This is a genomic window from Pantoea sp. AN62 (genome assembly GCF_050432985.1).
Classification (GTDB): domain Bacteria; phylum Pseudomonadota; class Gammaproteobacteria; order Enterobacterales; family Enterobacteriaceae; genus Pantoea; species Pantoea brenneri.
This window is the reverse complement of record NZ_JBNPYB010000008.1, coordinates 33,296-46,339: the sequence shown is the minus strand read 5'-3', so window position 1 is coordinate 46,339 and position 13,044 is coordinate 33,296. Positions and strand designations below refer to the sequence as shown.

Genomic DNA, 13,044 nt, shown 5'->3' with positions numbered 1-13,044 from the left:
CTTAACTTCCACCAACACGTTACGGACGTAAGGATTTCTTGTGCTAATAATTGTAGGTTATTTGATTGTTTTAGGCTCCGTGTTGGGCGGATATGCGCTGGTGGGCGGTCATCTTGGCGCGCTGTATCAGCCAGCCGAATTATTAATGATCGGCGGGGCCGGTGCCGGCGCATTTTTAGTGGGTAACAACGGAAAGTCGATTAAAAAAACGCTGAAAGCGTTACCTTTGTTATTTCGCGGATCAAAATATAACAAAGCTGTTTACATGGACTTAATGGCGCTGCTTTATCGCCTGATGGCCAAATCACGTCAGCAGGGGATGTTATCGCTGGAACGCGATATTGAAGATCCCAGCCAGAGCGAAATTTTTGCTAATTATCCGCGTATTCTTGCCGATAAGCAGTTAGTGGATTTTATTACCGATTATTTACGTCTGATGGTCAGCGGCAACATGAACGCCTTCGAGATTGAAGCGTTGATGGATGAAGAAATTGAGACCTACGAACACGAGTGTGACGTACCGGCGCAAAGTATAGCGGCGGTGGGTGATGGCCTGCCAGCTTTCGGTATCGTGGCGGCAGTAATGGGGGTGGTGCACGCACTGGCCTCGGCCGATCGCCCGGCGGCGGAACTGGGTGCGCTGGTCGCCCATGCGATGGTCGGTACCTTCCTCGGTATTCTGCTGGCGTATGGCTTTATCTCACCGCTGGCGTCAGTGCTGCGCCAGAAGTGTGCTGAAACCACCAAGATGATGCAGTGCATCAAGGTGACGTTGCTCTCCAGCCTCAATGGCTATGCACCGCAGATTGCAGTGGAATTTGGTCGTAAAACGCTCTACTCGGCTGAACGTCCTTCCTTCAGCGAACTGGAAGAGCACGTACGTAACGCGAAAAACCCGGCTAAACAGACTTCGGACGAGACCTCATGAAGCACGGCAATCGCCCAATTGTGCTGATTAAAAAGCGCAAACATAAAGGACATGAAGGCAGCCACGGCTCGTGGAAAATCGCCTATGCCGACTTTATGACGGCGATGATGGCGTTTTTTATGGTGATGTGGCTGCTCTCTATCGCTAACCCGCAGCAGCTGGTGCAGATCGCTGACTACTTCAAAACGCCGCTTAAAGTGGCGATAACCGGTGGACAGCGCAGCAGCGACAGTGAAAGCCCGATCCCTGGCGGCGGTGACGATCCGACGCAAAAGATTGGTGAAGTAAAGAAAGTGGTCGATATGGATGAGCAGAAACGCAAGCTGGACGAGATTCGTCTTAACCGGCTGCGGGAAAAGCTCGATCAGCTGATTGAAGCCGATCCGCGTCTGAAAGCGCTGCGCCCGCATCTGATCATCAACATGGTGGAAGAGGGGCTGCGTATCCAGATTATCGACAGCCAGAATCGCCCGATGTTTAAGACCGGCAGAGCCGAAGTCGAGCCTTATATGCGCGACATTCTGCGCGCCATTGCGCCGATTCTGAATGACATCCCTAACCGCATCAGCCTGGCGGGTCATACCGATGACTTCCAGTATGCCAGCGGTGAAAAAGGGTACAGCAACTGGGAGTTATCGGCCGATCGTGCCAACGCCTCGCGGCGTGAACTGGTCATTGGCGGGTTAGACAGCGGCAAAATTTTGCGGGTGTTAGGCATGGCCGACACCATGCGCCTGAAAAATCGCGGCGGGAATGATGCGGTTAACCGCCGTATCAGCCTGCTGGTGTTGAACCACGACACCGAAGCGGCAATAGAAAAAGAGAACGCAGAAAGTGATGCCGTCCAGATCAGCGATCCGGCGGCGATTGAACAGATTACCGCACCTGCATCACCAGGCAGCGCGGTGAATACAGCAGCCCCCTCACAGCCGAGGTGATCCCCGTGAGTATGGACATCAGCGATTTTTACCAGACGTTTTTTGATGAAGCCGATGAGCTGTTAGCGGATATGGAACAACACCTGTTGGGTCTCGACCCGCAGGAACCAGACTCTGAACAGCTTAACGCCATCTTCCGCGCCGCCCACTCGATTAAAGGTGGAGCCGGAACCTTTGGTTTTACGGTATTACAGGAAACCACTCACATCCTGGAAAACATTCTGGATGGTGCTCGTCGCGGCGAGATGCAGCTCAGCACCGACATCATCAACCTGTTTTTGGAAACCAAAGATATTATGCAGGAACAGCTCGATGCTTATAAAACCGCGCAAGAGCCGAACGCGGAGAGCTTTAAATATATCTGTGAAGCGCTGCGTCAGCTGGCGTTAGAGGCTAAAGGCCTGCCGGTTGAAGCGCCAGCCAGTGCTGCGCCATCTGCCAGCGCGCCCGCGACCAGCAGCAGTGCGCTGCGGGTACAGCTGATCGACCTGAAAGAGAAAGAAGTCGATCTGATGCTGGAAGAGATGGGCAATCTCGGCACCCTGACCAACGTGCAGAAGGGCAGCAACATGCTGGACGTCTGCATTGATGGCGTCGGTAAAGATGACATCGTTGCGGTGCTCTGCTTCGTGATTGATGAAGCCCAGATTCGCTTCCCGCAGCCTGAAGAGAACGCACCGGTCGCGGCGGTTGTGGCGCCAGAAGTGCCAGCGGCAGCGGTGGCTGCTGAAGTGCAGACGGCCAGCGTTACCGAACTGCCGGTTGCTGCCGTGAAACGCGAAAGCAAGCGCGTGGCGGCCCCGGCCAAGTCAAACGAATCAACCAGCATCCGCGTCGCGGTGGAAAAGGTCGATCAGCTGATCAACCTGGTTGGCGAACTGGTGATCACCCAGTCGATGCTGGCCCAGCGTTCCGGCGAACTCGATCCGGTAGCCCACGGCGACCTGCTTAACAGCATGGGTCAGCTGGAGCGTAACGCCCGCGATCTGCAGGAATCGGTGATGTCGATTCGTATGATGCCAATGGAATATGTCTTCAGCCGCTTCCCGCGTCTGGTGCGTGACCTGGCGAGCAAGCTCGGCAAAGAGGTGGAACTGACCCTGCTGGGCAGCTCAACCGAACTCGATAAGAGCCTGATTGAACGCATCATCGATCCGTTAACTCACCTGGTGCGTAACAGCCTCGACCACGGTATCGAATCGCCGGATAAACGTCTGGCAGCCGGTAAAGTGGCGACCGGTAACCTGACGCTGTCAGCGGAACATCAGGGCGGCAACATCTGCATCGAAGTATCCGATGACGGTGCCGGCCTGAACCGTGAGCGTATCCTGGCGAAAGCGCTGTCATCCGGCCTGCCGGTCAGCGAAAACATGAGCGACGAAGATGTCGGCATGCTGATTTTCGCGCCTGGCTTCTCAACCGCCGAGCAGGTGACCGATGTCTCCGGACGCGGCGTTGGCATGGACGTGGTGAAACGAAACATCCAGGAGATGGGCGGTCACGTCGAAATTTCGTCTAAGCAGGGCAAGGGTACGACCATCCGTATCCTGCTGCCACTGACGCTGGCGATCCTCGACGGCATGTCGGTACGCGTTGCCGATGAAGTGTTTATCCTGCCGCTGAATGCGGTGATGGAATCACTGCAACCGCGCGCCGAAGAGCTGAAACCGCTGGCCGGTGGCGAGTGCGTTCTCGAAGTGCGCGGAGAATATCTGCCGCTGGTCGAGCTGTGGAATGTCTTTGATGTGCAGGGGGCGAAAACCGAGGCCACCCAAGGCATCGTCGTCATTCTGCAAAGCGCGGGCAAGCGTTACGCGCTGCTGGTCGATCAGCTGATTGGTCAACATCAGGTGGTGGTGAAGAACCTGGAAAGTAACTATCGCAAAGTGCCGGGCATCTCAGCCGCCACCATTCTTGGCGATGGTAGCGTAGCGCTGATTGTCGATGTATCAGCACTGCAATCACTTAACCGTGAAAAACGTGTGGCCGGCGCTGCCGCCTGATTGATAACGAAAGGGTAAATAACATGAATGGAATGGCAACCGTGACAAAAATCGCTGGCGAAACTGTGGGTCAGGAGTTTCTGGTCTTCACGCTGGGCGACGAAGAGTACGGCATCGATATTCTCAAAGTTCAGGAAATTCGCGGTTACGATCAGGTAACGCGTATCGCCAATACGCCTGAATTTATTCGCGGCGTCACCAACCTGCGTGGCGTGATCGTGCCGATTATCGACCTGCGGGTGAAGTTTTCTCAGCCCGATGTTGAATACAACGACAACACCGTGGTGATCGTACTGAATCTCGAAAACCGCGTGGTCGGTATCGTGGTGGATGGCGTCTCTGATGTGCTGTCGCTGACTCAGGATCAGATCCGTCCTTCACCGGAGTTCGCGGTCACTATGTCGACCGAGTACCTGACCGGGCTGGGCGCACTCGGCGAGCGGATGCTGATTCTGGTGGACATTGAGAAGCTGCTGAGCAGCGATGAAATGGCGCTGGTGGATAATCTGCGTAGCGCATAATCCCACCGTCACAGGCCGGATATGCCCGGCCTGTGACAGTTTTGCTGCTGAATAATTTCTTTATTTTTCAATTAATAAAAATTCTTTCTGGCCTAATTTCCCGCTATCGCCTGCCGATAATCATCTTGCTGCTTTATCACTTACATTTTTCAGGGTTAATCATGTTAACGAAAATCCGCGTAGTTACCAGTTTGCTGCTGGTATTGCTGATGTTTGGGCTGTTACAGGCCTTTTCCGGCTCCGTTTTTTATTCCGCCCTCAGCCACGACAAGCAAAGTTTTGCCGTTTCGCAGCTGGCGATGCAGAACACCCAGGCGCTCAATGATGCCTATATGAGTCTTAACCAGAGCCGGGTGTTACTGACCCGCATTCAGCTGCGTTTCGCCACCAGTAAACTGGAAGGGAAACCGGCGGACGTAGCCGGCCTGTTTGACGACAGCAAAGGCTTTCAGCAGGCGGCGGCCGGTTTTTACAAAGTGTTCAAAGAGACGCCCGATACGCCGGGACAAAATCTGCAGCTTAACGAGCAGCTGGATCAGCGCTACAGCGCCTACGCCGATGCGCTGAATGCGCTGCAGGTCGCGTTGCAGTCTGACGATCTGGTAGCGGCCGGCAAAGCCCCGGTGGCGCCCAGCCAGAGTGCGTTTCTGAAGCTGTATACCGACTGGCGTACCGATCAGAACCGCCTGACCACCATCGGTGTTGACGAGAACAGTTCTGCCTACAGCCGGATGCTGTGGATACTGGGTACCATCATGGCGGTGGTGGCAGCAGTGATCGTGCTGTGCTGGTTCGGTCTGCGTAAGGTATTAATTACTCCGCTGAACACCAACATTACTCATATTCAGCACATCGCTCAGGGCGACCTGACCCAGCCGATCGCGGTTGAAGGCCGTAATGAGATGACCCAGCTGGCGGCCAGCCTGCACGATATGCAGCAGTCGCTGGTGCGCACCGTGAGCAACGTGCGTGAAGGTTCAGATGCCATTTTCACCGGAGCCAGCGAAATTTCTGCCGGTAACAATGACCTCTCGGCCCGTACTGAACAGCAGGCGGCTTCGCTGGAGCAGACCGCTGCCAGCATGGAACAGCTGACCGCCACGGTGAAACAGAACGCCGAGAACGCGCGTCAGGCGTCGCAGCTGGCGTTAAGCGCATCAGAAACGGCGCAGAAAGGCGGCAATGTGGTCGATGGCGTGGTGAAAACCATGCGCGACATCGCCGGCAGCTCGAAAAAGATTGCCGATATCACCAGCGTGATTGACGGCATCGCCTTCCAGACCAACATTCTGGCGCTCAACGCCGCGGTGGAAGCCGCTCGCGCCGGTGAACAGGGTCGCGGTTTTGCGGTGGTGGCCGGTGAAGTGCGTAATCTGGCCCAGCGCAGCGCGCAGGCAGCCAAAGAGATTAAAGGGCTGATTGAGGATTCGGTTAACCGGGTGAACACCGGTTCTCAGCTGGTCGGCACCGCCGGTGAAACCATGAGCGATATCGTCAATGCGGTGACCCGCGTAACCGACATCATGGGTGAGATTGCCTCGGCGTCGGATGAGCAGAGTCGCGGTATCGACCAGGTCGGCCAGGCGGTTACCGAAATGGATCGCGTGACTCAGCAGAACGCCTCGCTGGTGGAAGAGTCCGCTGCTGCCGCGGCCTCACTGGAAGATCAGGCCAGTCGCCTCAGCCAGTCGGTTGCGGTGTTTAAGATTAAGCGTGCAGCCGTGGGCCAGGCGTTGACTAAACATCTGCCGATTGCCGCACCAGCGACGGCGCTGGCACCGCGTAAAGCGTTGACCGCACCGGTCAGCGATACCCACTGGGAAACCTTCTGATCGATCGCGCGCCCCGTCTGCATAGCCGGGGTGCGCACCTGCACCTGACCTCTCGCCAGCCTGACTAAAGCCAAACCCACCGTCCTGCCGCGATATTATTAATTACAAAAGCCGATTGTCGCTGAAAAGCGGTGAAAAGCGTTAACACATCGCGACTGGCCGCCGATATAGCCGCTGCACCTTAATCAACCTGCAGGGGAACAAGATGTTAAAAAGAATAAAAGTGGTGACCAGTCTGATCGCGGTACTGGTGATCTTTGGCGCGCTCCAGCTGCTGTCTGGCAGCCTGTTCTGGTCAGCGCTGAACACCGACAAAGCGGCGTTTGCCCTGTCGCAAGTCGCCAATCGTAACGTCACGGCGATGACCGACGCCTATATTTCGTTAAACAACAGCCGGACCACGCTGAACCGCGCCATGCTGCGACTGCAAACCAGCATGGCTTCACAGATGAACGGCGGTCAGCTCGACGATCTGATGAACAAAGCTAACGCACAGTTAGCCGAAGCCGATCGTCACTTCCAGGTTTATTACAATCTGCCGGGCACCGCAGGCATGGAGGTGTCGCTGCGTGACCGGCTGGAAGCTGATTACGCCCGCTACGACAGCGGCCTGAAAGAGATGATTAAAAGTCTGCAGGCGCGCGATCTGGAAGGGATGTTCAAACAGAATATTGAACAGAAACAGGTAGCGATGCAGGGCAGCTACGGTGAGTGGCGCGCCCGTCAGACCGCACTGGCTGAGCAGGGAATCGAACAGAACCAGCAGGCCTTTACCCAGATGATGTGGCTGCTGGGCGTAATTGCCGTATCGGTGCTGGTGGTGATCGTCGCCTGCTGGTTTGGCCTGCGTCAGGTGCTGATTCAGCCGCTGCAACAGCTGCTGGCGCAGATCCGCGCGATCGCTTCTGGCGATTTGACGCAGCCGATCGTGGTGGAAGGACGCAATGAAATGAGCCAGCTGGCGGCCGGCATTCAGGAAATGCAGCAGTCGCTGGTGATGACCGTCAGCAACGTGCGTGACGGATCTGACGCCATCTTTACCGGTGCCAGTGAGATCGCCGCCGGCAATAACGATCTCTCCGCCCGTACCGAAGAGCAGGCCGCCTCACTGGAGCAGACCGCCGCCAGCATGGAGCAGCTGACCGCCACGGTGAAACAGAACGCAGACAATGCACGTCAGGCGTCACAGCTGGCGCTGACCGCGTCAGAAACCGCTCAGCAGGGTGGCAAAGTGGTTGATGGCGTGGTCAGCACCATGAAAGAGATCGCCGGCAGTTCGAAGAAGATTGCCGACATCATCAGCGTGATTGACGGCATCGCCTTCCAGACCAACATCTTGGCGCTCAACGCCGCGGTGGAAGCCGCCCGGGCCGGTGAGCAGGGTCGCGGTTTTGCGGTGGTGGCCGGTGAAGTGCGTAACCTGGCGCAGCGCAGTGCTCAGGCAGCTAAAGAGATCAAAGGGTTGATCGAAGATTCGGTGGCGCGCGTCAACAGCGGCTCATTGCAGGTTGAAAGCGCCGGCAGCACCATGAACGATATCGTCGGGGCGGTAACCCGCGTGACCGACATCATGGGCGAGATCGCCTCGGCGTCTGATGAGCAGAGCCGTGGCATTGAGCAGGTCGGCCAGGCGGTTACCGAGATGGATCGCGTCACCCAGCAGAACGCCTCACTGGTTGAACAATCCGCCGCGGCTGCTGCTGCACTGGAGCAGCAGGCCAGCGTGCTGACCCAGGCCGTCTCCGTATTTAAAGTCTCCCGCGCGTAATTTCTCTCCTCTCCTCACGGCGGCTGCGGTAAAGCCGCCGCCGTGCATAAAGTTCCCCTCCGATGCGCCGATAAATAGAAGCGAATCGCCAACCAATGAGGTGTGTATGTTTAGTCGTGTACGTGTTGTGACCGGTCTGCTGTGCGTGCTGGCGCTGTTTGCGCTGCTGCAGCTGTTTTCCGGCGGAATGTTTTTCAAAACCGTTAGTTCAGATAAAGAAAATTTTGCTTATAACCAGCGTTTGAACACGCTGCAGCAGGCGATGGGCACCTCATGGGTTTCGCTGGTTCAGGCGCGTAACACCCTTAACCGCGCCGGTATTCGCTTCCTGCAGGATGCGCAGATGTCGGGATCGGGTGCCACGGTCAAAGAGCTGGTGGCGCTGGCGGGTGAGGAGCTGAAACAGGCCGAACTGGGCTATCAACAGTTCAATGCCAACCTGTCGGAAAAAGGCAAAAATGCCGATAACGTCAAGGCGCTGCAGGCCAACTACCAGGCGTACCACGACGCGCTGGCAGAGCTGATGGTGTTTTTCAACAGCGGCAACTTCAAGGGCTTTGTCGATCAGCCGACCCAGAGTTATCAGGACAAATTTCAGAAAGATTACAACGCCTGGCTGGAGTACAACCTGGTGCTGTCGAAGCAGGGCGTTCAGGCCAATGAACAGGCCTACAGCCGCTCAATCACCATCGTGATCGCGACGCTGGCCGTCACTCTGCTGATGATTATCCTGGTGTGGAACGTAATGCGCAGCGTACTGATCCGTCCTCTGCGTCAGAGCATTGAGCATATCCAGCATATTGCGCGCGGCGATTTGACTCAGCCGATTGATCTTTCAGTGCGTAACGAAATTGGCGAGTTGCTGACCTCATTACAGTACATGCAGCAGGAGCTGGTGCGCACCGTGCGTACCGTGCGCGACGGGTCTGACGCCATTTATACCGGTGCCAGCGAAATCGCCATCGGCAATAACGATCTCTCATCGCGTACCGAACAGCAGGCCGCCTCGCTGGAGCAGACCGCTGCCAGCATGGAGCAGCTGACCGCAACCGTGAAGCAGAACGCCGAAAACGCCCGTCAGGCGTCGCAGCTGGCGCTCAACGCCTCAGAAACGGCCCAGCAGGGTGGCAAAGTGGTGGATGGCGTCGTGACCACCATGAAAGAGATTGCCGGTAGCTCGAAGAAGATTGCTGATATCACCAGCGTGATCGACGGCATCGCCTTCCAGACCAACATCCTGGCGCTCAACGCCGCGGTGGAAGCTGCCCGTGCCGGTGAACAGGGTCGCGGTTTTGCGGTGGTGGCGGGCGAGGTGCGCAGCCTGGCACAGCGCAGCGCGCAGGCCGCTAAAGAGATCAAAGGTCTGATTGAAGATTCGGTCAGCCGCGTCAATACAGGCTCGGTGCTGGTAGAGAGCGCCGGCGACACCATGAGCAACATCGTCAGTGCGGTGACGCGCGTCACCGACATCATGGGCGAAATCGCCTCGGCGTCGGATGAGCAGAGCCGCGGGATCGATCAGGTCGGTCTGGCCGTAACCGAGATGGATCGGGTTACGCAACAGAACGCCTCACTGGTGGAAGAGTCGGCTGCGGCGGCGGCGGCACTGGAAGATCAGGCCAGCCACTTAAAACAAGCGGTCTCAGTGTTCAATATTGGTAAAGAATTTGTCGCCCAGGCCGTTAACAAGACAACGGCGACAAAAAGCCTCCAGCTGGATGCGCCGTTAACCGTTGCCCGTCAGTCTGCCTCTCGCGGCGACGACAACTGGGAAACCTTTTAATCGCCTGGAAGGCCCGACCACCCTGTGGCAGTCGGGCATCGCAGCAGAAAATTAATGTGTTTTAGTTCAGGCCAGGTGCAGAAATGAAAAAATCGACATTCGAGCAAAATGAGACGACAACGCTGCTGTCGCAAATGGTGCAGCGCTTACCGCTCTCGGATACGCATTTCCGTCGCATCAGCCAGCTGATCTATCAGCGTGCCGGTATCGTGCTGGCCGATCACAAGCGCGAGATGGTTTACAACCGTCTGGTTCGTCGTCTGCGTACGCTGAATATTGATGATTTCGGTCGTTACCTGGCGCTGCTGGAACACGATCCTAACAGCGCAGAGTGGCAGGCGTTTATCAATGCCCTGACCACCAACCTGACGGCGTTTTTCCGCGAGGCGCATCACTTTCCAATTCTCGCGGAGCATGCCCGTAAGCGTCAGGGAACTTTCAGCGTCTGGAGTACCGCCGCGTCAACCGGTGAAGAGCCTTACTCGATTGCCATGACGCTGGCCGAAACGCTGGGTACCGGACCGGGTAAGTTCCAGGTCCACGCCAGCGATATCGACACCCAGGTGCTGGAGAAAGCGGTGGCCGGCGTCTATCGCCAGGAGGAATTGCGCACGCTGTCACCGGCGCAGCTGCAACGCTTCTTCCTGCGCGGCACCGGTCCTCACGCCGGGATGGTGCGGGTGCGTTCTGAACTGGCCAGCATGGTCAGCTTTGCCCAGCTCAATCTGCTGGCCAATGACTGGGCGCTGCCGGGCCAGTTCGACGCCATTTTCTGCCGCAATGTGATGATCTATTTCGATAAAGAGACGCAGGAGAAAATTCTGCGTCGGTTTGTTCCGCTGCTCAAGCCCGGCGGCATCCTGTTTGCCGGTCACTCAGAGAACTTCAGTCAGATCAGTAAAGAGTTCTGGCTGCGCGGACAAACCGTCTATGGACTGACGAAGGAAAGATGATGAGCAAAATCACCGTGATGTGCGTAGATGACTCTGCGCTGATGCGGCAACTGATGACGGAAATCATCAATAGCCATCCGGATATGGAGATGGTCGCTACGGCGCCCGATCCATTAGTCGCCCGCGATCTGATTAAGCAGTTTAATCCGCAGGTGCTGACGCTGGATGTGGAAATGCCGCGCATGGATGGCCTCGACTTCCTCGAAAAACTGATGCGTTTACGGCCGATGCCGGTAGTGATGGTCTCTTCGCTGACCGGCAAAGGCTCGGAAATTACCCTGCGGGCGCTGGAGCTGGGGGCGGTGGACTTCGTCACCAAGCCGCAGCTCGGCATCCGTGAAGGGATGCTGGCGTACAGCCAGATGATTGGCGACAAAATTCGTGCGGCGGCGCGCGCCCGACTGCACAACCGGGCGGCGATGCCGGTGCCGGTCGCGCTGAAGGCGGGTCCGCTGCTGAGTAGCGAGAAGTTGATTGCGATTGGCTCCTCTACCGGCGGCACCGAGGCGATTCGCCATGTGCTGCAGCCGCTGCCTGCCACCAGTCCGGCGCTGCTGATTACCCAGCATATGCCGCCAGGTTTTACCCGCTCCTTCGCCGAGCGTCTGAACAAACTGTGTCAGATCACGGTGAAAGAAGCGGAAGACGGTGAACGTATTCTGCCGGGACACGCTTACATCGCGCCAGGTGCGATGCACATGGAGCTGGGCCGTAGCGGGGCCAACTATGTGGTGAAACTGAATGAAGGGCCACCGGTTAACCGGCATAAGCCTTCAGTGGATGTGCTGTTCAAATCGGTAGCGATCAACGCCGGACGAAATGCGGTCGGTGTGATCCTCACCGGCATGGGCAACGACGGCGCGGCCGGGATGCTGGAAATGCATCGGGCCGGCGCCTGGACGATTGCCCAGAACGAAGCCAGCTGTGTGGTATTTGGCATGCCGCGTGAGGCGATTGCCACAGGCGGCGTGAGCGAAGTGGTGGATTTAAGCAACATCAGCCAGCACATGCTGGCGAAAATTAGCGCCGGACAGGCATTGCGTATTTAACAGGCCCGTCCTGCCGGGCGAGATAACACAGGAGTAGATATGGCTGATAAAAACATGCGCTTTTTGGTAGTAGACGACTTCAATACGATGCGTCGTATTGTACGTAACCTGCTGAAAGAGCTGGGCTTCAATAACGTAGAAGAAGCAGAAGACGGCGTGGACGCGCTGTCAAAGCTGAAAGCAGGTGGTTTTGACTTCGTCATTTCCGACTGGAACATGCCGAACATGGATGGCCTGCAGCTGCTGCAAACCATCCGTGCCGATGCTGCGATGAGCAGCCTGCCGGTATTGATGGTGACCGCGGAAGCGAAAAAAGAAAACATTATTGCTGCCGCTCAGGCCGGCGCCAGTGGATACGTAGTGAAGCCATTTACTGCCGCCACGCTGGAAGAAAAACTGGGCAAAATTTTCGAAAAACTGGGCATGTAAGGAGATGTGATGAGCGACCTTCCGAAACCAACTGAGGATGCCTCGGCACACGACATCATTACCCGCATCGGCTCTCTGACGCGTATGCTGCGCGATAGCCTGCGTGAGCTGGGGCTGGATAAAGCCATTGCCGATGCGGCTGAAGCCATTCCCGATGCCCGCGATCGTCTGGATTATGTGGTGCAGATGACGGCGCAGGCCGCCGACCGTGCGTTGAACTGCGTTGAAGCGGCACAACCGCATCAGGATAAGATGGAAGCCGGGGCAACCCAGCTGAAAGGGCGTTGGGACCAATGGTTTGAAAACCCAATTGAACTGGCCGATGCGCGTGAGTTGGTGACGGATACTCGCGAATACCTTGCTGCCGTGCCGGATCATACGTCCTTTACCAACAAGCAGTTGCTTGAAATCATGATGGCGCAGGATTTCCAGGACCTGACCGGTCAGGTGATCAAACGCATGATGGATGTTATCCAGGAAATTGAGCGCCAGCTGTTAATGGTGCTGCTGGAAAACATGCCGGAAGTCAGTGCCGAGAAGCGTCAGGAAGGCACCAGCCTGCTGAACGGTCCGCAGATCCACACCGATGCACCGGGCGTGGTAGCGAACCAGGATCAGGTTGATGACCTGCTGGATAGCTTAGGGTTTTAATCGCGACCGTCAGCCTGCGGGCTGGCGGGCTGCGTTGCCGTCCCTTTCTCTCACCGGGCCACCAGACGGTGGGCCCGCTCTGCTTTATTAAACTCATCCGCCAAAGAACGCCTGTTTTTCCCGTCTTATCTGCGCTTTAACCCCAGCCAGTTTTGGCATTCTATGCTCAGAATTCTTGCCAACCGAGGT

The 13,044-nt window shown here is 56.7% G+C and carries 11 protein-coding genes; all 11 read left to right on the top strand.

The features are described from left to right. Positions 1-40: 40 nt before the first annotated feature. The 11 genes from motA to cheZ all read left to right on the top strand — a co-directional run bounded on the left by motA (position 41) and on the right by cheZ (position 12,855). Entirely contained in the window at positions 41-928 is an 888-nt protein-coding gene (gene motA, locus FHW04_RS11070; RefSeq protein ID WP_031376434.1) for a flagellar motor stator protein MotA, read from the top strand. Then, positions 925-1,866 (top strand): flagellar motor protein MotB, encoded by a 942-nt coding sequence (gene motB / locus FHW04_RS11065; RefSeq protein ID WP_031376435.1) that lies wholly within the window; start codon positions 925-927, stop codon positions 1,864-1,866. Before motA ends, motB begins: the two co-directional genes overlap by 4 nt. An 11-nt stretch (positions 1,867-1,877) precedes the next feature. Next, entirely contained in the window at positions 1,878-3,869 is a 1,992-nt protein-coding gene (gene cheA / locus FHW04_RS11060) for a chemotaxis protein CheA (RefSeq protein WP_031376436.1), read from the top strand. Between the two features lie 23 nt (positions 3,870-3,892). Beyond that, positions 3,893-4,390, top strand: coding sequence for a chemotaxis protein CheW (gene cheW, locus FHW04_RS11055; RefSeq protein ID WP_031376437.1), 498 nt, complete (start codon positions 3,893-3,895; stop codon positions 4,388-4,390). Between the two features lie 161 nt (positions 4,391-4,551). Beyond that, complete coding sequence (locus FHW04_RS11050; RefSeq protein WP_069728595.1) at positions 4,552-6,222, top strand: methyl-accepting chemotaxis protein; 1,671 nt, start codon at positions 4,552-4,554, stop codon at positions 6,220-6,222. A 205-nt stretch (positions 6,223-6,427) separates the two neighbouring features. Next, on the top strand, positions 6,428-7,990 hold the full coding sequence (locus tag FHW04_RS11045) for a methyl-accepting chemotaxis protein (RefSeq protein WP_046288262.1): 1,563 nt from the start codon (positions 6,428-6,430) through the stop codon (positions 7,988-7,990). A gap of 106 nt (positions 7,991-8,096) precedes the next feature. After that, positions 8,097-9,773, top strand: a complete 1,677-nt coding sequence (locus FHW04_RS11040; protein WP_089562018.1) for a methyl-accepting chemotaxis protein — start codon at positions 8,097-8,099, stop codon at positions 9,771-9,773. Positions 9,774-9,856: 83 nt separating this feature from the next. Beyond that, entirely contained in the window at positions 9,857-10,726 is an 870-nt protein-coding gene (gene cheR / locus FHW04_RS11035) for a protein-glutamate O-methyltransferase CheR (protein WP_089562019.1), read from the top strand. Beyond that, positions 10,726-11,775, top strand: coding sequence for a protein-glutamate methylesterase/protein-glutamine glutaminase (locus tag FHW04_RS11030; RefSeq protein WP_031376440.1), 1,050 nt, complete (start codon positions 10,726-10,728; stop codon positions 11,773-11,775). The genes cheR and FHW04_RS11030 overlap by 1 nt, the downstream gene beginning before the upstream one ends. Positions 11,776-11,814: 39 nt before the next feature. Beyond that, entirely contained in the window at positions 11,815-12,204 is a 390-nt protein-coding gene (gene cheY / locus FHW04_RS11025) for a chemotaxis response regulator CheY (protein WP_046288263.1), read from the top strand. A 9-nt stretch (positions 12,205-12,213) separates the two neighbouring features. Further along, a complete protein-coding gene (gene cheZ / locus FHW04_RS11020) occupies positions 12,214-12,855 on the top strand; it encodes a protein phosphatase CheZ (protein WP_031376442.1) in 642 nt (213 codons plus the stop codon). The last annotated feature ends 189 nt before the right edge of the window (positions 12,856-13,044 follow it).